Source organism: Flavihumibacter sp. CACIAM 22H1, assembly GCF_001601815.1.
Taxonomy (GTDB): Bacteria; Bacteroidota; Bacteroidia; order Chitinophagales; family Chitinophagaceae; genus Flavihumibacter.
Genome location: NZ_LUKG01000011.1, coordinates 1 through 21,233 on the forward strand (window position 1 = coordinate 1; position 21,233 = coordinate 21,233).

Here is a 21,233-nt window from a genome sequence, read left to right on the forward strand (position 1 = left end):
AAGGGATACCGCTTTGCCCCATTTTAGAACTATCATTCCGGGTCAGATCGGGCGAAATAACGGTCCAGCTTTTACCGAGATTAACGGTTTTAAAAAGGCGATTTCCGGCATGATAAAAACTTCCCCCATCGGCTTTTGACCAAACTATGGGCGCATTCCAGTTAAAGCGATACCTCATTTTCTTGGGCATTATACTTTGGTACTGGAGTGGCACCACCATTACCCCCTTTCCTTCCTTTATTTCCTGGTTTAATAATTCGATGGTTCCCTGGTAACTTCCCCCCATTACGTAAGTAGGCTTATCGGGGTCAAATGCCAGAAACGCACTTTCGCCGCCTGCAGAAGAAAACCAGTTACGTTCACCGATTGAACCTCCCCAGAGGTTTCGGCTTTCGATGACCAGCGAAGTATTGTCCTGTTGGCCTGCATAGATCCGGTAAGGAAACTGATTATCTACATTAATCCGGTATAGTTGAGCCGTTGGTTGATTATCCAGTGAACTGAAACTTTGTCCACCGTTGAAGCTTATGGAAGCACCGCCGTCGTCTGCCATTATCAGGTTATGTGGATTAGACGGGTTTATCCAGAGCTGGTGATAATCTCCATGGGCAGTGGAAAGATTGGACCAGGTTTTACCGCCATCAATACTTTTTATCCACTCGGCACCTAAGGCATGTACCTCGTTTTCATTCTGCGGATTCACAGCCAGTTCAATATAGTACCAGGCGCGGGTGGTAAGGCGGTGATCCTTACTTATCCGGTTAAACGAATTGCCGCCATCAGCTGATACAAACAAACCACCCTGTTCTTTGTGCGTATCACTTTCAACTAATGCATATACTTTATCCGGGTTACTAGGAGCTACTACGATGGCCATTTTACCCAGTTCTTTTGGAATACCCTGGTCGAGTTTTTTCCAGGTAGATCCGCCGTCGGTAGACTTATACAAGCCGCTGCCGGGCCCCCCGCTTTTTACTTCCCAAGGCAACCGATGATGTTCCCACATAGCCGCATACAGAATCCTGGGATTGGAATTATCCATGCTCAAATCAGAACAACCGGTGCTATTGTTGATGTATAAAATTTTTTCCCAATTGGCACCGCCGTCCGTACTCCTGTAAATTCCCCGATCTTCCGATGGGCCGTTCAGGGCCCCTTGTACGGCAACATATACCAGATCAGGATTTTTGGGATGAATGCGGATAGCCGCTATCTGACGGCTTCCTGGCAGGCCCATCTTTTTCCAGCTGGCACCTGCATCGGTACTTTTATAAACGCCATCACCGTAGGAAGTCATAACCCCTCTGGGGGCATGCTCTCCCATTCCGACATAAACTACATTTATATCCGATTCAGCTACGGCCACTGCGCCCACCGATCCTGTTCCGAAATAGCCATCGGAAATATTTTTCCAGGTAATGCCGGCATCGGTGGTTTTCCACAGTCCACCTCCGGTGGTGCCCATATAATAATGCTGATCATTTCCCGGCACGCCGGTGGTAGCCACTGATCTACCTCCGCGGAAGGGTCCTATATTCCGAAACCGAACGGTTCGAAACTGTTCTTCCAGGGAGATCGGAGAAATGTTTTCTGTCTTCTTTTTCGTTTGAGCATGGCCGTTGACGGCGGCCAGTGCTAACATCGTTAGTAGGTATTTTCTCATAAGTGTCAGACAGGTGTAAGGATAGCGTTCTAACACCTGTCTGACACCTAAACTACATATTCCTTCGATACTGACCACCAACTTCATACAATGCGTGGGTAATTTGGCCTAATGAGCAGTATTTAACCGTCTCCATCAACTCCTCAAAAAGATTGCCATTTACCGTCGCCACTTCTTTTAATCGCTTCAACGCCAGGGCTGATTTACCCTCATTCCGCTTCCAAAACGCCTGCAATTGCTGGATCTGCTGTTCCTTCTCCTCCCTTGTGCTGCGGATCACTTCCCCGGGTATTACCGTAGGCGATCCCTTTTTATTCAAAAAACTGTTCACCCCAATGATCGGCAGCTCACCGGTATGCTTCAGTTGCTCATAATGCAGGCTTTCCTCCTGGATCTTATTCCGCTGGTACATCCGCTCCATCGCTCCCAATACACCTCCCCGCTCGGAAATCCGATCAAACTCCGCCAATACGGCTTCCTCCACCAGATCGGTCATTTCCTCTATCAAAAACGAACCCTGAATGAAGTTCTCCGTCTTAGCCGACCCCAGTTCCCGGTTAATAATTAACTGAATAGCCATCGCCCGCCGCACACTTTCCTCCGTAGGCGTAGTAATTGCCTCATCGTAGGCATTCGTATGCAGAGAATTACAATTATCGTAAATCGCGTACAAGGCCTGGAGGGTAGTCCTGATATCATTGAAATCTATCTCCTGCGCATGGAGCGAACGACCCGATGTTTGGATATGGTATTTCAGTTTCTGGCTACGATCGTTCCCTTTGTATTTTTCTTTCATGGCCTTGGCCCAGATTCGGCGCGCCACCCGCCCTATTACACTGTATTCCGGATCCATTCCATTACTGAAAAAGAAAGACAGGTTAGGGGCAAAATCATCAATATGCATACCCCTGCTCAGGTAATATTCAACATAGGTAAACCCATTAGCCAGTGTAAATGCCAGTTGTGTTATAGGATTGGCTCCCGCCTCCGCAATATGATACCCGCTAATGCTTACACTGTAAAAATTCCGCACTTTTTGTTTGATAAAGTATTCCTGCACATCGCCCATCAGTTTTAAGGCAAACTCGGTGGAGAAAATACAGGTATTCTGCGCCTGGTCCTCTTTCAGAATATCGGCCTGCACAGTGCCCCGTACCTGGCTCAGCGCTTCGGCACGCAACTGGTGATATATATCTAGTGGCACCACTTCTTCTGCACTTAGGCCAAGTAACCCCAATCCAAGCCCGTTATTGCCCTCGGGTAAGCGCTCTGGCGAGGAAGGGTTATAGTATAACGGCTTTTGCAAATGCTGGTACTTTTTCTCCAATACAGGTTTTACCCATTGCTCAATTCCCCCGTTGGCTGCTATCCATTTTTCCGCCGCCTGATCAATAGCAGCATTCATAAAAAATGCAAGAAGAATCGGAGCAGGACCATTAATCGTCATACTTACAGATGTACGGGGATCACACAAATCAAATCCACTGTACAATTTTTTGGCATCATCCACAGTGGCGATGCTTACCCCACTATTACCTATTTTCCCATAGATATCCGGCCGTACCGCTGGATCCTCTCCATACAGCGTTACAGAATCAAAAGCGGTCGACAAGCGTTTTGCCGGTTGCTCTGCCGACACATAATGGAATCGTTTATTGGTACGCTCGGGGCCGCCCTCACCGGCAAACATCCGGGTGGGATCCTCTCCCTGCCGCTTCAGTTCAAACACACCCGCTGTATAGGGAAATTCACCAGGCAGGTTTTCCTGCAACTGCCAGCGTAAAATATCGCCCCAGTCCTGGTATTTTGGCAGAACTACTTTTTTCACCTTTGTTCCGCTAAGCGATAAACTTGTCAACGGCTGACGGATAAGTTTATCCCGTACCTGGTATTCGAAAAAATCCTTATTGTATTTATCTACCAGCCCTTTCCAATTGTCTAACAGTGTTCTGCACTGATGATCCAGCATTTTTTCATACCGTTCTTTCATTTCCTGCAACGGAAGCAATACTTCCATACCTGCCTCTTGCAGCACTCCCTGTAATTGGTATAATTTACTGGCCACGCGGCATTGTTCCTGTGTCCACTTATTGTATTCTCTATTGGCTTCTGCAATTTCCGCAAGGTAGCGCACACGTTTCGGAGGAATCACCATCGATTGCGCAGTGGTATTTTGGTGATGCACAACCGCTTCTTCCAACCCAAATGAAATACCCGTTTTTTGTTGTATTACCCCTATTAATTTTTCAAATAATTCATTTACGCCGCTATCGTTAAACTGAGCCGCAATAGTACCTACAATGGGAAGCTGATCATCTTTTGCCGTAAACAACTGGTGGTTACGTTTAAATTGTTTCCGCACTTCCAGCAAGGCATCCAATGCTCCGTTTTTATCAAACTTATTTATCGCAATTACATCTGCATAATCCAGCATATTGATTTTTTCCAATTGGGATGCCGCCCCATATTCAGGAGTCATTACATATAAACTAACATCACAATGATCGAGAATGGAGGCATCTGATTGACCAACCCCTGCACTTTCCAGTACAACCAGGTCATAACCCGCTTCTGCACAAATATCAATGGCTTCCTGTACAGAACCACTCAGGGCTACATTATCATCTCTTGTTGCAAGCGATCTCATGTAGGCTCTGGGCGATGAAATGCTGTTCATCCGGATCCTGTCGCCCAATAGCGCACCGCCGGTCTTTTTCTTAGAAGGATCAACCGATAGCACGGCAATTGTTTTATCCGTAAACCGGTTTAAGAAGCGCCGCACCAGTTCGTCGGTTACCGATGATTTTCCTGCCCCACCCGTACCCGTAATCCCCAATACAGCCCATCCCTTCTTCCCCTTTAGCTCTTTCCCCCTTTCCTCCCCCTTTTCCACTTCCCCCCTTTCCGCTTCCGTTATCTTCCTGGCCACTACTCTTACATCCTTCACCTCGCCCAAACCCATGGGCCGTTTGTAAGCCGTTCCGTTCAACATAAAGCTGCACTCCCTTATCACTTCCTCGATCATACCTTCCAGCCCCATTTTTCGTCCATCATCCGGTGAATAAATCCGTGTAATGCCATATTGATGCAATTCCCTTATTTCTTCCGGCAAAATGGTTCCCCCACCTCCACCAAAGATTTTGATATGACCACATTCATTCTGATCCAACAGGTCTTTCATATATTTGAAAAACTCCACGTGCCCCCCCTGGTAACTGGTAATAGCAATTCCCTGCACATCCTCTTCAATAGCAGCTTCTACGATTTCATGCACAGACCGGTTATGTCCAAGGTGAATGATTTCGGCTCCCTTAGACTGCAGAATCCTTCTCATAATATTAATGGCGGCATCATGTCCGTCAAATAATGCAGCCGCCGTTACAAGTCTCACCTTATTTTCCTTTCTATGTCCCATAAATCCAGCATTTTCAATTGATTGCCAAAGGTACAACCCACAACCCAAATTACGAACACCTGTTAGTTTCTCCTACCCTTTGCCAACTGGCCGGCAGCCGACCGCTAAAGCGCATCAGATTTCGAAAATTTTCCTATATTACGGGGGTGAAAAAACTAGCTGCCATACTTTTTATGAGTATGCTCCTCTACAATGTAGTGGGCTATAGAGCTGTTTTTTCCTGGTTGGAGCAACGTTCCTACCAAACACTTAACCAAGAACTGGATAACCTGGGTTATGATGAAGCGGAGCTGATTACGATTAAAGTGCCGATTAACGAACTTCCCTATTTTACCAATTCACCAATTTTTGAACGAACCAACGGAACAATTTCTGTTCAAGGAATTACTTATCAATATGTTGAGCGCCGGATCTACAACGATTCACTTGAAATGCGCTGTATTTCCAATCCGCTAGCCACCAACCTTACCAATGCAAGAGATCTTTTTTTCCAATTGGTGAACGATCTTCAACATGGCAATCCAACAGGCAAACAGGCCCCGGCTAAACCCGTGCTGGCCTTAAAAAATACGATCACGGACTTTACCCTGTTCGAAGAAGTCATAGGCTTTGAACCGGTGTTCAGCACCTTGTCGACCTCTTACAATCTTTTTCAACTGAAAGATTGTAAGCATACCAAAGCAACACAGGAACAACCGCCGGATGCTGTTGTGACGGATTGTATTTCCTGAACCAAGGGGCCGGAAAGCTTCTTGATGGTTCGTTTGTACAAACCTGTATTCCAGGCCTGGTGTACAGGCTACTAATTCCCCGAATTTTATTAAGTGCTCAACCATGGGTTGACGCAACTATTACCATGCTCATTGGAATAGGACCAATGATGTTATTACGTTAGCAATTAACTACACTGCTATGCATCACCACCCAAACCTGCCTGCCGCAGGAAGAAAAATAAATCGCCTTTGTTTACTTACGCTTACCCTATTTTTTATTACAACAGCAGAGATCAACGCCCAAACCGAAACCGACGCCATTATGATGAACAAGACCCAGTTTTGTGCAGGGTTTGTTTATGGCTATTCTTCCTGGGATCATTATTGGGAAGGAACATTAAAGCGCAATAACCTGAACCTTGGAACCGTATCCGCCAAATCATTGGCCTTTATGGCCAACTACGGCATTACCAATAAACTGAACGTTATGGTAAGTGCTCCCCAAATCTGGACCAAAGCCAGCGCAGGAACACTACGTGGCATGGAAGGATTGCAGGATTTTTCACTGCATGTAAAATGGAAAGCACATACCCTGCAAACCGGCAAAAACAAATTATCCTTCTTTTTGGTCGGGGGTTTTTCCACCCCAATCAGCAATTATGTGGTCGATCACCTGCCCCTCTCCATTGGCCTGGGTACCACCAATCTTACAGGAAGAGGTATCGTTGATTATTTCCGGAACCATTTTTTTGCAACCGCCAGTGCTGCCTTTGTTTACCGCAGCAATGTTACCATTGACCGTACTTCCTACTATGATACAGAACTGCACTCCAGCCAGGAAATAAAAATGCCGCATGTAGCCAACTACCTCTTCCGTACCGGATACCGGGGAAAATACCTGATTGCAGAAGCTATGATCGGGAACAATACTACCTTGGGCGGATTTGATATGACCAGAAACAATATGCCTTTCCCCAGTAACCGGATGAATGCCACCCAGGTGGGGTTAGGTATTAAATATACGCTTCCCGTGCACACCAACCTCTCCTTCCTGGCAGGTGCAAGCCATACCATTGCCGGTAGAAATATGGGACAGGCCACTTCTTACAATGGAGGTATTTTTTATGCCTTTTATTTCAGGAAACAACCAGGTAAAAACGATAACAACCTAAGTAATCAGCCATGAACAATAATAAATTTTTACTGACCACAGGCGCTATTGCATTGGCCGTAACAAGCATTTTCTATTCCTGCTCCAAAGATATAAATGACCGTACCAGTAACCTGCCTGCACTAAACCCCGCTTCCACCGATGCCAATGCAGGCACCTGGAAACCTGTTCTATTGCAAAGCAGCAGCGAAATTACAGTAGCAGCGCCTGCCCCTACCACTACCCCCGACTACATTGCACAACTCAATGAGATCAAAGCAACCCAGGCAGAGCTTACCGACGAAGAAAAAAGAATAGTAAAATACTGGGGAGCCGGAGGCATTCTGCGCTGGAATGAAATTCTTCGAGAGCTGGTAGCGAAACACAACCTGCCGCCTTATCAGAACGATGATGGTACTTACCCCTTTCCCAGTGCCAATAACCCGTTGGCGTATCCTTTATTTCCATTTTCCAATCCGCCATATGCGGCAAGAGCCTATGCATATGTTAGTGCCGCACAATACGATGCGTTGGTGGCTGCCTGGCATTATAAATATTTATATAACCGCCCCGCGCCTGACAAAGTAGACGAAAGCATCAATCGTTTAATTCCAGGTTCTGATCTTCCTTCTTATCCTTCCGAAGATGCAGTAATTGCAGGCGCTGCAACTGAAATGCTAAAACTGCTTTTCCCGGGAGATCAGGACTTCATCCAGGCCATGGCAGAAGAACATAAAAAATCGCGCATTATTGCCGGTGCCAATGTGCGCAGTGAGCTGGAAGCTGGTGAAGCTTTGGGAAAAGCCGTTGCTCAAAAATTTGTTGCCAGGGCAAGAGGCGATTATGCAGGTGCTGCGGCTGGCAATGCCGCTTCCTGGAAAAAACTGGAAGACGATTGTATTGCAAGGGGCGAGGAGCCCTGGTACAGCCTGGAACTACCCAAACGTCCGCCCATGTTACCGGGTTTCGGAAGAGTTAAACCCTTCCTTTTTGATTCGCTGACGGTTATTGCTATCCGTCCTGGTCCGCCGCCCTCCGTAACCAGCGCTAAAATGCAGGAAGAAGTGAAAGAAGTGAATAAGTTCATCACTAAACCTACCCGTGAGCAAACCCGGATTGTTCATTATTGGGCAGACGGGGTGGGTACGTACACGCCGCCCGGCCACTGGGATGCCATTGCTGCAGAAGATTTTATTAAAAAGGACTTCAGTGAAGTACGCTGGGCAAGAAATATGGCCCTCATTAATATGGCGTTAATGGATGCTGCCATAGTTTGCTGGGATACCAAGTATTTTTATTTCAATCCCAGGCCTACCCAGCTAGACCCCAGCATAAAAACACTGACCGGCATACCCAATTTTCCGGCCTATATTTCAGGTCATTCTACCTTTAGTGGAGCGGCTGCCACTATTCTGGGACATATCATCCCGGAACGTGCCAAAGCGTATTCCGATATGGCAGCAGAAGCTTCCATATCAAGAGTGTATGGAGGTATCCATTACAGAAGTGATTGTGCTGTTGGGTTAACCACCGGCAATAAAGTAGGTGAATATGCCATCCAGCGGGCCCGGACGGATGGTGCAGAGTAAACACCTTCCCGTATAATGGAACATAAATTCTGAACAACATAAAAAACATGAACAAACGGTTAAATCGAAGCCTGCTCTTCAGTACCCTGCTAATGGCTGAACTGGTATTTCTATTTTCCTGTAAAGCAAAAACCGATTATGCAGCTTCCCTGCACGATCCTATTCTTTTTTGCAAAACAGTTAAGAAGCTCAATGATGTAGTACTGGAAAACAATTTTCCGCCGATGGTAGCCAGTCGTAACTATGCGTATGCAACCATTGCTGCCTATGAGATCATAGCTGCGGGCGATCCTGCACATTACCAGAGTTTATCAGGCCAGATCCGTCATCTGCCTGTTATGCCAGTACCCCAGGACACAGCCACCATAGATTTTCCTCTGGCCGCCCTGCTTGCATTAACCAAAGTGGGCAATGCCGTTACTTTTCCTGAAGGCAGCCTGATGGATTATTACGGTGAACTTTTGAATATGGCCGATAGTTTGGGCATGCCGTCCGACAGGATTTCGGGCAGCGTTGCGTATTCTGATACCATCGTTTCCACCATCCTGGCCTGGGCCAAAAAGGACAATTATCCTGAAACGCGCAGCGCTACGCGCTATACGGTTACAGAGGAGCCCGGGCGGTATGTTCCCACGCCGCCTATGTACGCCCAGGCGGTAGAACCCCACTGGATGGAAATCAGGACCCTGGTGCTGGATAGCGCATCTGTTTGCAGAGCCTTACTGCCTCCCAAATTTGACCCTTCCAACAAAAGCAGTGAATTCTACAAGGCAATGATGGAGGTAAAAAATATCGGAGACAGCCTCACAGATGAGCAAAAACATATAGCCGATTTTTGGGACGACAACCCATTCAAAATGAATGTTACAGGGCATGTAATGTTTGCTACCAAAAAATTTTCGCCACCCGGGCATTGGATGAATATTGTAGGCATTGCAGCCAAAAAGGCAGGCGCCGATTTCAACACTACCGTTACCGCTTACACGAAAGCATCCATTGCTTTATTTGATGGTTTTATTAGTTGTTGGGAAGGGAAATACAGCTATAACTATATCCGCCCCGAAACAGTCATCAACCAACTGGTGGATCCGGAATGGCGCCCTTATATTCAAACACCCCCCTTCCCTTCTTTTCCAAGCGGCCATGCTACCGCATCGGCTGCAACGGCAGAAGCTATGACCAGCGTACTGGGTGATAACTTATCCTTTACCGACACTTCCTTACTGGAATTCGGGATCGCTAACCGCGAAATAAAATCTTTCCGGCAGGCCTCCCAGGAAGCCGCTATGAGCCGCTTGTACGGCGGCATCCATTTCAGGTTTGATAATGAATTAGGGCTTGAATCCGGCCGTCGGGTTGGAGAAATAATTGTAGCCCGTTTAACTATGAAAAAATAATCCCCTTACTAATTGACATGAAAAAATTTGTATTCGCCTCCGTAACGCTCTTAGTCTTTACTCTTCAGGCCCGATCGCAGGGCTGTGTGGCCATCCGCGGTGGCGGTTCCAGTTGTAATGTAAGTGGCCAGCAAATCGAAGCCGGCTCCTGGCAGTTTAATATGGGCTATCGCTACTTTAAATCATTCCGTCATTTCAAAGGCCGTGAAGAACAGAAAGAACGATTAAAAGAAAACACCGAAGTAATCAACTGGCAACACCTGCTAGACCTCTCTGTTTCCAAACAGATCAATAACAGGTGGTCTTTATTAGTTGGATTACCGATCGGTGTGAACAAGCGCTCTTCCCTTTATGAGCACGGCCGAACCGAACGGCACAATACCCGCTCTTTTGGCATGGGAGATATGCGCATCATGGCCTATCGCTGGATGATTGATCCGGCCAAACACAGCAAAGGTAATTTTCAACTGGGGGCAGGACTAAAACTGCCAACCGGTGATTATGATTACAAGGATTTCTTTGAAAATGTTGGTCCCAATTCGAATGGCGAGCTTCGGCCCGTGGACCAGTCTATTCAATTGGGCGATGGCGGAACCGGCATAGCCGTAGAGTTGAACAGCTTTTATAATTTTTCTCCGCTGGCAGGTTTGTATGGAAATTTCTTTTATCTCTCCAACCCGCGTGAGCAGAACGGTACCCGAACTTACCGGGAAACCCTGAGCCCGGTTTTAGCCAACGAAGCTATTATGAGTGTGGCTGATCAGTACATGGCCCGTATCGGCTTTCAATACAATTTTATAGGAAGCCTCAAAGGTTTGTCGGGTAGTGTCGGTGGGCGGATAGAAGGAATTCCGGTAAAAGATATCCTGGGCGCAAGTAACTATTTCCGGAGGCCCGGTTATGTGGTTTCAGTTGAACCCGGCTTGGTATTGCAGCAGAAAAAATCAATTTTCTTTTTAACCGTACCAGTTGCCCTGGAAAGAAACCGTACCCGCAGTGTAACGGATAAAGCAGCTACTATTACCAGTGGAACGTATAGGCATGGCGATGCGGCTTTTGCTGATTACGCCATCAATCTCGGTTATTCAGTCAGGTTTTAATAGTGTTTTTAGTTTGAGTTAAAAGTTGGGCGTGATGCGAACATCACGCCCTCTTTTTTCCCAGAGTACAGATAAAAAACTTGTCAATTATACAAGCAAGAATGATGCCTTCCGTGATTTATCCACATTTTTGCAGTTATCAAACAGGTAATATGAGGAGATCAGCCGGAATAAAAACACCGATCTTATCAGCATTATTGCTGGTGGTTTTTGTACAATATGGTACTGCTCAGGAAGCAGGAAAAGCCTCTTTTCCCAAAAGCTGGGTAGGTAAATGGAAAGGAGCGCTCACCTGGCACCAGGGCTTACAGGAGCGGCCAGGGGTAATGATGGAGCTCCATATTCTACCGGCAGACAGCACCGACCACTATAGTTGGCGAATTGTGTACGGTACAGCTCAAAAAGATAACCGGCCCTATTTGCTGAAACCCTTTAATAAGGAAAGAGGCCACTGGCTTATAGATGAGCGTAACAGTATTGTACTTGACCAATTCCTGATCGGCGACCGGTTCTGCGGAACTTTTACGGTAGAGGGCAATACCATACTAAACAGCTACCAGCTTTCGGGCGACAGCCTGCTGGTTGAGTTCTATAATTTTCAGGAAAAACCGATCGTAATTACCGGGGGCGGAGATACCACTACTCCCAAAATCAAAACCTATGGTATGCGCAGCCATCAACGCGCCGTGCTTCGCAGGTTCTGATCAAGAGGGCTCTACCCAGGCGTCGTTCTCTTTCAGAAGGAGAATGAGTTCATCCACCGCAACCTCGCTGGCCACATTCCGTTTCACTACCTCTTTACCTTTGTATAGGGTAATTTTACCCGGGCCACTGCCTACATAACCGAAATCAGCATCCGCCATTTCGCCCGGGCCATTTACGATGCAGCCCATAATGGCAATTTTTACCCCTTTCAGATGATGGGTTACCGAACGGATTTTTGCCGTAGTCTCCTGCAAATCAAACAAGGTTCTGCCGCAACTTGGGCAGGATATATATTCTGTTTTAGAAATGCGGGTACGGGTAGCCTGCAATATGGAAAACGCAGTATTGTTCATGAATTGGTACATATTGGTCACCGGCAGATAGGTTCTGCCACTAACCTGAACATTTTCAAGGGGTGTGGCGGCGGATATACCCAGGCAGATCCCATCGCCCAGCCCTTCCAGCAGTAAAGCTCCTGTTTCGGTAGCAAAATGAATTAGGTGTTCGTCCACGGTGGTCCATTTACTATCCGTTATCAAAATAACAGGGTTCAGCAGTTGACGCTGTAAAAGCTCCATCATCATACGTCGAACAGACTGCATAGCATGGCGATTGGTGCTACTCAGGCAAAGCACAACCGTCTTGTCCTTTTTCAACTCCTCCAGCCAGGTAAATCCATTCAGTGGGTTTTCTTCATTGAAGCAATCCACCATCACAAAATTTAACCGGTCGCTTTTCTGCCCCGCTTCCACAAAACCACTATCCTGGAAAATGGGAAAATATTTTTCTTTGTCTTCTGCCAAAATCCAGGTAGCCGGGTAACAGATCACTTTCAGTGAACCGGGTAATGCAAAATCAAGTAGCTGATGCCCGGTAAATATAAAATCTGCTGCCGCGTCACCAATGCTCCATTTATCAGTAACTGCATCGTAGGTATAACCAATTGCCACCAGGTCAGCTGCCTCAATTTTTTCAACGTTGCTAAAATCAGCCACTACAACCGGCACTTGTCCGCCACCGATAAGATCCACTGCAAAACTTTCTCTTCGTTTGTACTCAAACGGCGTGTAACCTGGTCCGGCAGCAGGAATAGCGGGCACCAGGCCAGCGCTGGCAGGCGGCAATTCTTCCGTACTGGCCTGGTATCGTTTTACCAGGTCTCGGCATACGGGCACTTCAAATTCAGGATCTTCGGTCAGGGATACCCGGATCGTATCACCGATGCCATCTTCCAACAGGGTGCCGATTCCGATTGCCGATTTGATCCGGCCGTCTTCTCCATCCCCCGCCTCGGTAACACCCAGGTGCAGTGGATAAATTTCTCCAAATTCCTGCTGCATGGTTTGAATCAGTAAGCGATAGGCCTGCACCATCACCAGCGGATTGGAAGATTTCATACTCAATACGATGTTGTGGTAGTTTTCATCCCTCGAAATCCGGAGAAATTCCATGGCACTTTCTACCATCCCGATCGGCGTATCTCCGTAACGGCTCATAATCCGATCACTTAAGGAACCATGGTTGGTACCAATCCGCATGGCTGTTCCATATTCACGGCAGATCTTAACCAAGGGCGTGAAACGATCCCGGATCCGTTCAATTTCCTCTGCATATTCAGCATCGGTATAATCTATTTGTTCAAATTTCTTTTTATCGACATAATTACCCGGATTTACCCGCACTTTTTCAACAATACGGGCAGCTATTTCTGCGGCATTGGGCGTAAAATGTATATCGGCTACCAATGGAGTATTATATCCCTGACGGCGCAAGGCTTCCTTAATGAATTTTAATTGTTCTGCTTCTTTTTTACTGGGGGCAGTAATCCGAACCAGTTCCGCGCCTGCCTCAATGCACCGGATTGATTGGGCTACCGTAGCCTCAATATCCATCGTATCAGTGGTGGTCATGGTTTGTATTCGGATAGGGTGTCCATTTCCAAGTAACAGGTCACCTATACTAACTTCTCTGGTAATCAATCTCTTATAACTGGTCAGCGAGTCGCTGTAATATTCCATTGCTCCGATTTTTGGTAAAGATAACAACCGAATCCGCTTGGTTGTTACCAGTCTTTTTCCGGCCGGGTAGGACTTCCACTTTTTTGCTGCATTTTCTTCTGTACTTCCTTTTCTTTCTGTTCCAATGCCTTCAGAAGTTGCTCCACCTGTTTTTTATTCAGCTTACTCTGCTGTGGCTTCTTCTCTTTATCCTTGTCTTTCTCTTTCTCCTTGTCTTTCTCCTTGTCCTCCTTCTCCTTGTCCTCTTTCTGCTCTTTCTCCTTCTTCTCCCTCAATGCTTTTTGCAAATTTTCCCTTGCCTCTTTATCATCCGGATCCATTTTCAACGACTCCATCCAGGCAGCTATACTTTCATCCAGTTGTTGCTGTTGCTGATGCAGCACCCCTTTATCGTAATACGCTTTTTCTACCAGCCGTGGATCCTTCCCTTCCCGTATGATTTGCTCATACCCTTCCATTGCAGCAGCTTTATCGCCTTTTTTTGCCAGGGCATTGGAACGATTGTACATGGCAGTTAGATCGCCCGGGTTTTTTCGGAGGGCCTCCTCATACAGCGCCACTGCTTCATCAAATTTGCCTTCTTTATACAGTTTATTCGCTTCCCTGATCTGGGATGATTGTGCCATCGCAATACTGCTAAAACCCAATAAAAGGAGACTGCTTATCTGTGTTTTCATACCAAAGATGCTTTTCGTTCAGACAGGAATAGCTCGGCCAGCAGAAGGCCGAAGGCAATTATCAGAAACCAGTAAAAATAACTGTTGTATTGCACCCGGGTTCCGTCTTCCAATTGTTTCTTTTCGATGCTATTCAATTGGGTTGTGATGGTAGCAGCGGCTGAAGCTGCATCCTGCAAATACACATAGGTTCCATTTCCTTCCTGTGCAAGCGTTCTCAGTTGCTCTTCGTTTAGTTTGCTGATAACGGTGTTGCCGGACCCATCTTTCTTGGCTTCACCAGTAGCCGGATCAGGAATGGTGGCGCCCTGCATAGACCCCACACCAACCGTATTGATCATAACACCCGATTCAACGAGTTTTTTCACAATACCCAATGCTTCGGGGTCATGGTCTTCTCCATCGGAGATAAGCACCACTGCTTTATATTTCTGCTCCTGGCTATTAAATGCCGTGCCTGCCAGCCGAAGCGCTTCACCAATAACGGTACCCTGGGTGGGTACTGCATCTGGTCCGGCAGTTTGTAAAAATAATTTGGCTGCAGACAGGTCAGAGGTCAGCGGCATTTGGAGGTAGGCCCTGCCGGCAAACCAGATCATACCCAGTCGGTTATTGGAAAGTTGATCGATTAGCAGGCTCATCAATTGCCGCGATCGTTCCAGGCGGTTGGGTCGAATATCCTGCGCCAACATACTCTTGCTAACATCCATAATCAACATCACATCAAGTCCCTGGCGGTTTTGGTCCAATGCCGCTCCTTTTTTCTGCGGGTTGGCAATAGCCAGTACTAAAAAAACCAGGGCAGCCATGGCAGCCAGGAATTTTAGTAAATAGTTGCGGGGGGAGAAGGAACGGGTGAGTGAATGCACTAATGCCGGGTCACCTACCTGGGCCAGTTTACGTTTTTTCAGGCGCTGGGTTACAAGGTAGGTTGCCAGCAGCATGGGCACCAATAACAGGGCACTAAGCCATAAAGGATTTTCTAATCGGAACAAGGGTCGGTGATTTTAGGCAATTTAGGGCAAAAAGCCGGCCAAAACCTTATCCAGAATTCTTTTTGCTGCCGCTTTAAGGTCGGCTTCTTCGTCTCTGCTGCTGAGTTGAATCACAAAAAAATGAGGGTGTTGCCTGATTTCTTTCCAGCCTTGCAGCCATAAGACACGGGTTCCGTCCGTATTCCGGGTTTCAGATAGTTTATACGCAATTTTATGATCCGCACTATCCTCCATCAGCAGGAGCTCACTCACCAGAGCATGGGTACGACGTTGAAAGGGTAATTGATCAAAATAAAGCCGTTTTACGATACCCAGTTGTTCATCTGCCGTAATTTTCATTGAATTGTCTAACCAAAAACGATCCGGTTGGGTAATGCGGGGGGTATCGTACCTCCGGGCATAACCAAGGGTATCGAGCCATTTCTGTAACGTATCCCTACCAATAGCCTGCGCAAGGTTTTGAAAAAAAGCAAGCGAATCTCCCCGAAATGCCTGGTACAGGCTCGTTCCGCCTACCACGGTACTGTCATCTTTCAGACGGCCGGTTTCAATGGCAATAAGCGATTGAATGATATAAAAACTGGAACCCGGGTTCACCGCGCTATCCCGAAACCATTTCTTATCACTGAGCACAAAATCGCCGCTCAGGTTATGAAATATGCCAATCGACCCCTCCAGCTTTTCAGTTGTAAGCAAGCTAGCCAGTTCTGCATCCTCCCGCACGTTATTGGGCGAGCAGGCAATAAAACCCAGGGATATAAGAATCCAACCTAAGAGATAACGCATAATTCAAAATTGTGCCGCAAAGTTAGGTAGTTTTGCTCCATGAGATTTCGCATCACCCATTCCAGCCAAAAAGGCATCGGGCTACTTAACCTGCACGATGATGAACTTTCCTGTATCGTATCTATTGCACCAGAGTTCGGGGGCATGTTACACGCTTTCACGGTAAATGCACCAAATGGGCCGGTTAATATAATTAATAACTACGCTAATAAAGCGGCCCTGGACCAGGAGCTTTCGCTAAGTTACAAAAGCAGTAAACTTTCGCCATTCCCCTGCCGTATCGAAAATGGCAGCTATCAATGGCAGGGAATTTCTTACCAATTTGCCAACCGCTTCCCCGATGGTTCTGCCATACATGGATTACTGTTTAACAAAAACTTTGAAATCAGGGAACAAAATACAACTGCTTTTTTTTCTTCGGTATTGCTAGACTACGATTTTAATGCCGAAGACCCCGGTTATCCCTTTCATTATACCTGTCAGATAAGGTATACCCTACTCCCCGGCAATACCCTGCAGATTCAAACAACCCTTACCAATAAGGATACCAGACCAATTCCTATTGCAGATGGCTGGCATCCTTATTTTCAATTGAGCGATACGGTAAACAATTGCTGGCTCCGCTTTCCGGCTAAAGGCATGCTGGAATTCAGCGATAAACTGATCCCCACCGGAAAAATTCTGCCTTACCAGGAATTCAATGCCAATAAACCATTTGGTGCCACTGTACTTGACAATTGCTTCCTGATTGACGCTGCCGCCGGCCAACCGGTGTGCGAATTGTCTGCTCCCGAATCAGGCATATCCATTCGATTTATTACAGACGAATCGTATCCATACCTTCAGTTGTATACACCACCCGATCGGAAAAGTATTGCTATAGAAAACCTGAGTGCCGCCCCCAACTGCTTTAACAATGGCATCGGATTAGTAGAGCTGGCGCCCGATGAAACTAAAACGATGACCGTACATTATAGCGTACAAATCAATGAAACCAATTAACTTGTCTCTAATCTTTAAACCACATAAATGAAAAAGTTTAAACTCCTTTGGGCCTGCCTTATTGCAGTATTGTTTACCGCCTGTATACAGATTGAAGAAGAGGTTGAAATAAGGGAAGATGGTTCCGGGAACATGGCTGTCCGGACCGATATGGGGCAATTGTTCGAGATGCTGAAAGGGTTTGCCTCGGCAGAAGACCTTCAGAAAGACGGACTTGAAAAAGCCATGGACACTACCATACTGATGAAGGACCTGGTAGATACTGTTCAGGAATTAAGTGCCGAAAAGAAAGCTCTTTTAAGAGAGGGTAAAATGCAGATTCAGATGAACATGAAGGAAAATCTATTTAAAATGAAGATGGATTATCCGTTCAAAAACCTGGGCGATGCCAACAAGTTATACAATGCCATGAACGAAATGGGTATGATGGGTAATTCGCTCAAAAACCTGGGTGGAGCACAACAGCCGGGGCCAGATCAACCAGGTATGATTCCAGGCGGTGGAACAGGTACAGGAATTGAAAAAATCAGTTCTATGTATGATATTAAGTTCAGTAACGGAGAGTATAGCCGTACGTTAAACAAGGCCCGTTACGACAGCCTGATGGCTGATCCTAAATTGCAGGAATCCAAAGGTATGTTGGGCATGATGGGCGATATGAGTATGAACCTGACCATCAAACTTCCGCGAAAAGTGAAGTCTGTAAGCAATACCGCAGCCGTTATTTCATCCGATAAAAAAACCGTTACCTTAAAGGGAGATATGATAGCGGCACTTGATTCGCCCAAAAACATGGAAATCATTATTCGTTATTAATGCACCAAAAAAAACCGGCAAACAAGAATGGCTGGCTGATGGGTTACCTGTTGTTACTGGCAATTCATTTGCTGGCTATCCTGGCTGATTGGGAATTGGTTCGATTTATCACGAAGCCCCTATTAATGGCCTGGCTGTTGGTTTATTTTATTTCTGTTACCTCCCCAGGGTTGAACAATCGGGTACTGGTTTTGGCGGCCCTGTTTTTTTCCTGGCTGGGAGATATTTTCCTGATGCAGTCTGCAGCCGGTTATTTTATGGCAGGCTTGGGGGCCTTTTTTATCGCCCAGCTCTTGTATTGTTGGATCTTTTGGCGGATCAGGAAGCAAAACCTGCAAAAGGAGAACCGGAACTGGCCGGTGTTGATCGGGGTGGTCATTTATATTACCCTATTATACGGATGGTTATTCCAGCACCTGCCTTCCGAATTAAAATGGCCGGTGTTCGGGTATGCGCTTGCCATCGGATCCATGTTGATTCTGGCCGTTCATTCCGCCACTTACCCGCTCCATTTTACCGGTAGGCTGCTCATTACAGGAGCCGGATTATTTGTGGTTTCTGATAGTTTGCTTGCCATCAATCAATTCGTACAACCATTTGCGTTAGCAAGTGTTGCTATAATGCTAACCTACGGACTGGCCCAATTATTAATTATTCACGCAATAGCGCGCATCAAATGATACAAACAGATTTCCTGGTAATCGGATCCGGAATAGCCGGATTAACCTATGCCCTTAAAATGGCAGAACGCTTTCCGGATAAAAAAATTACGGTAGTTACAAAAGCGGCGGCGGATGAAACCAACACGAAATATGCCCAAGGTGGTATTGCCGGGGTAACAGATTTCGAAAACGACAGCTTTGAAAAACACATCAATGATACCCTGATTGCCGGAGATGGGTTATGTAATGAGAAAGTGGTGGAGATAGTGGTAAAAGAAGGGGTAGAGCGTATTCGGGAGCTAATTAACTGGGGTGCCAATTTCGATAAAGATGCAGATGGCGATTACGCGCTGGGCATGGAAGGAGGGCATAGTGAATACCGCATCCTGCATCATAAAGATGTTACGGGCAAGGAAATGGAGAGAGCTTTGATCGAAAAAGTGCAACAATACCCCAATATTGAATTCCATAAACACTGGTTTGTGATTGAACTCATTACCCAGCATCATTTGGGTTACCTGATTACCAAAAGCACGCCCGATATTCAATGTTACGGTGTTTATGCGTTGAACACCACTAACAACCGCATAGAAAAAATACTGGCGGGCACTACCTTGCTGGCTACGGGTGGAAATGGCCAGGTATACCGGTCAACCACCAACCCCTCCATTGCAACCGGCGACGGGGTAGGCATGGTATATCGTGCAAAAGGAAGGGTTGAAAATATGGAGTTTATCCAGTTTCACCCCACTGCCTTGTATGAGCCCGGCATCGGCGGACAGGCTTTTTTGATAACCGAAGCGGTTCGGGGAGACGGAGGTATTCTTCGTAATAAATACGGCGCTGCCTTCATGGAACGCTACGATGAGCGAAAAGACCTGGCACCCCGGGATATTGTTGCCAGAGCAATTGACTCCGAAATGAAAATTACGGGTACAGAGCATGTATTTCTCGACTGCCGGCATTTCGACAAAGAAAAGTTCATTCATCATTTTCCGAATATTTACGAGAAATGTTTGTCGATTGGGATCGATATTACCCAGCACCAGATTCCGGTAGCCCCGGCAGCCCATTATAGCTGTGGAGGAATAAAAACAGACGAATGGGGCCAGACCTCTATCCGGAATTTGTATGCTGCCGGCGAATGTGCTTCCACCGGGTTACATGGAGCCAACCGCCTGGCAAGTAATTCTTTACTAGAAGCAATGGTTTTTGGACACCGTGCTTTTGAGGCGTCCTCCCGGCAGCCAGGCAGCACAATTGATCCTGATCGTATACCAGATTGGAGCACAGCCGGCACTACCGATCCAAAAGAAATGATCCTGATTACCCAGAGTCTGAAGGAATTACAACTATTAATGAGTGATTATGTGGGTATTGTCAGAACCAATGTGCGCCTGGAAAGAGCTATGCGCCGGCTGGACCTGCTTTGGGAGGAGACCGAAAAACTTTATGTAAGCACCACGCTCTCCCCTCAACTGGGTGAGTTGAGAAATATGATAACGGTTGCCTACCTGATCGTAAAAGGAGCCCAGTTCAGAAAAGAAAGCCGGGGGCTGCATTATAACACAGATTACCCTGAAAAAAGCCCGATTCTTCAGAATATCACCCTCTGACCCTCAAAATACCGTGTTTTTCTCCCCCCAGTAAACTTGGTGCTGGCGAGGCTGGCCATTACATTTGTAAAAATCACCGCCCTTCATGTATTATTTCGTCTATGGCTTTTTATACCTTGTTTCGCTGGCACCCATCAGGGTTTTATATGCCGTGGGCGACCTGTTAGGCTGGCTTATTTTTGAATTGGCGGGCTACCGAAGAGCTGTTGTAAATAATAACCTGCGCCTGGCTTTTCCTGCAAAAACCGACCTCGAAAGAACCCGGATCCGGAGGACCTTTCAACGAAATTTCATAGATACGTTTATTGAAACCATCAAGCTTATATCGGCAGGTAAATCCTTTATTACCAGCAGAATGCAGGGAGATTTTGAAAAGTTAAACGACTTGTATGACCGGGGGCTTCGGTGTCAGGTTCATATGGGGCATAATTTCAACTGGGAACTCGCCAACCTGGCTTATGGATATTATTGTAAACACCCGCTTCTTGGCGTGTACATGCCTTTAAAAAATAAGGCGATGGATAAATTGTTCCGTCAGCTAAGAAGTAAAACCGGCACTATTCTGCTGCCGGCTACCAGCATGAAAAAAAGCATGCTTCCTTACCGGGATACACACTATTTGTTGGGATTGGTGGCTGACCAGGTACCGGCCAATGTTCAGCAGGCGTACTGGTTAAATTTTTTCAACCATCCTACGGCTTTTATACCCGGACCCGAAAAAGGGGCCAGAACAGGTAACCTGCCCGTAGCTTTTGTACATATAACCAAAGAGAAAAGAGGTTATTATTATCTCCATGTGAAGATTGCAGCCGAAGACCCGGTATCCCTGCCTGAAGGTGAACTGACCCGGATGTATCGTGATTTTCTGGAAGAAACCATCCGGCAGGATCCGGCTATGTGGTTATGGAGTCATCGGAGATGGAAAAAAG

At 46.6% G+C, this 21,233-nt stretch carries 17 protein-coding genes; 11 read left to right on the forward strand and 6 right to left on the reverse strand.

The window, feature by feature from the left end:
• The coding region (locus A1D16_RS05170) for a hypothetical protein (protein ID WP_290708199.1) at positions 1 to 1,663 on the reverse strand (1,663 nt) is incomplete at its 3' end.
• A gap of 52 nt (positions 1,664 to 1,715) precedes the next feature.
• Positions 1,716 to 5,078 carry a methylmalonyl-CoA mutase family protein gene (locus A1D16_RS05175; RefSeq protein ID WP_290708200.1) on the reverse strand — a complete coding sequence of 1,121 codons (3,363 nt, stop codon included), beginning with the start codon at positions 5,076 to 5,078 and terminating at the stop codon, positions 1,716 to 1,718.
• 146 nt (positions 5,079 to 5,224) lie between these two features.
• Here A1D16_RS05175 and A1D16_RS05180 point away from each other — a divergent pair, with 146 nt between their 5' ends.
• The 6 genes from A1D16_RS05180 (at position 5,225) to A1D16_RS05205 (ending at position 11,731) form a co-directional block, all read left to right on the forward strand.
• Entirely contained in the window at positions 5,225 to 5,809 is a 585-nt protein-coding gene (locus A1D16_RS05180) for a hypothetical protein (RefSeq protein WP_290708201.1), read from the forward strand.
• A gap of 181 nt (positions 5,810 to 5,990) precedes the next feature.
• On the forward strand, positions 5,991 to 6,977 hold the full coding sequence (locus A1D16_RS05185; RefSeq protein ID WP_290708202.1) for a hypothetical protein: 987 nt from the start codon (positions 5,991 to 5,993) through the stop codon (positions 6,975 to 6,977).
• Positions 6,974 to 8,530 (forward strand): vanadium-dependent haloperoxidase, encoded by a 1,557-nt coding sequence (locus A1D16_RS05190; protein WP_290708203.1) that lies wholly within the window; start codon positions 6,974 to 6,976, stop codon positions 8,528 to 8,530. Before A1D16_RS05185 ends, A1D16_RS05190 begins: the two co-directional genes overlap by 4 nt.
• A gap of 47 nt (positions 8,531 to 8,577) precedes the next feature.
• Entirely contained in the window at positions 8,578 to 9,927 is a 1,350-nt protein-coding gene (locus tag A1D16_RS05195) for a vanadium-dependent haloperoxidase (protein ID WP_290708204.1), read from the forward strand.
• 17 nt (positions 9,928 to 9,944) lie between these two features.
• Positions 9,945 to 11,027, forward strand: coding sequence for a hypothetical protein (locus tag A1D16_RS05200; protein ID WP_290708205.1), 1,083 nt, complete (start codon positions 9,945 to 9,947; stop codon positions 11,025 to 11,027).
• Between the two features lie 152 nt (positions 11,028 to 11,179).
• The gene (locus A1D16_RS05205) at positions 11,180 to 11,731 is read left to right on the forward strand and encodes a hypothetical protein (protein ID WP_290708206.1); all 552 of its coding nucleotides are present in this window, start codon (positions 11,180 to 11,182) and stop codon (positions 11,729 to 11,731) included.
• Here the strand turns inward: A1D16_RS05205 and ispG are convergent, their stop codons facing one another.
• From ispG to A1D16_RS05225, 4 genes are read right to left on the reverse strand one after another with little or no spacing between them, the layout of a single operon-like run.
• Positions 11,732 to 13,750: a (E)-4-hydroxy-3-methylbut-2-enyl-diphosphate synthase gene (gene ispG, locus A1D16_RS05210; RefSeq protein ID WP_290708207.1), complete on the reverse strand. Its 2,019-nt coding sequence runs from the start codon at positions 13,748 to 13,750 to the stop codon at positions 11,732 to 11,734. It abuts the gene before it with no gap.
• Between the two features lie 44 nt (positions 13,751 to 13,794).
• Complete coding sequence (locus tag A1D16_RS05215) at positions 13,795 to 14,427, reverse strand: tetratricopeptide repeat protein (protein ID WP_290708208.1); 633 nt, start codon at positions 14,425 to 14,427, stop codon at positions 13,795 to 13,797.
• Positions 14,424 to 15,422 (reverse strand): VWA domain-containing protein, encoded by a 999-nt coding sequence (locus A1D16_RS05220; protein WP_290708210.1) that lies wholly within the window; start codon positions 15,420 to 15,422, stop codon positions 14,424 to 14,426. Before A1D16_RS05220 ends, A1D16_RS05215 begins: the two co-directional genes overlap by 4 nt.
• Before the next feature lie 21 nt (positions 15,423 to 15,443).
• Positions 15,444 to 16,208 (reverse strand): penicillin-binding transpeptidase domain-containing protein, encoded by a 765-nt coding sequence (locus tag A1D16_RS05225; RefSeq protein ID WP_290708211.1) that lies wholly within the window; start codon positions 16,206 to 16,208, stop codon positions 15,444 to 15,446.
• Between the two features lie 39 nt (positions 16,209 to 16,247).
• Between A1D16_RS05225 and A1D16_RS05230 the strand changes: the two genes are divergently transcribed.
• From A1D16_RS05230 to A1D16_RS05250, 5 genes are all read left to right on the forward strand, one after another.
• Entirely contained in the window at positions 16,248 to 17,210 is a 963-nt protein-coding gene (locus A1D16_RS05230; protein ID WP_290708212.1) for an aldose 1-epimerase, read from the forward strand.
• A 27-nt stretch (positions 17,211 to 17,237) separates the two neighbouring features.
• Positions 17,238 to 18,026: a hypothetical protein gene (locus tag A1D16_RS05235; RefSeq protein ID WP_290708213.1), complete on the forward strand. Its 789-nt coding sequence runs from the start codon at positions 17,238 to 17,240 to the stop codon at positions 18,024 to 18,026.
• Positions 18,026 to 18,706, forward strand: a complete 681-nt coding sequence (locus A1D16_RS05240) for a lysoplasmalogenase (RefSeq protein ID WP_290708214.1) — start codon at positions 18,026 to 18,028, stop codon at positions 18,704 to 18,706. The genes A1D16_RS05235 and A1D16_RS05240 overlap by 1 nt, the downstream gene beginning before the upstream one ends.
• A complete protein-coding gene (gene nadB, locus A1D16_RS05245; RefSeq protein ID WP_290708216.1) occupies positions 18,703 to 20,304 on the forward strand; it encodes an L-aspartate oxidase in 1,602 nt (533 codons plus the stop codon). Before A1D16_RS05240 ends, nadB begins: the two co-directional genes overlap by 4 nt.
• Before the next feature lie 85 nt (positions 20,305 to 20,389).
• A partial coding sequence (locus A1D16_RS05250) for a lipid A biosynthesis acyltransferase (RefSeq protein WP_290708217.1) occupies positions 20,390 to 21,233 on the forward strand: 844 nt, incomplete at its 3' end.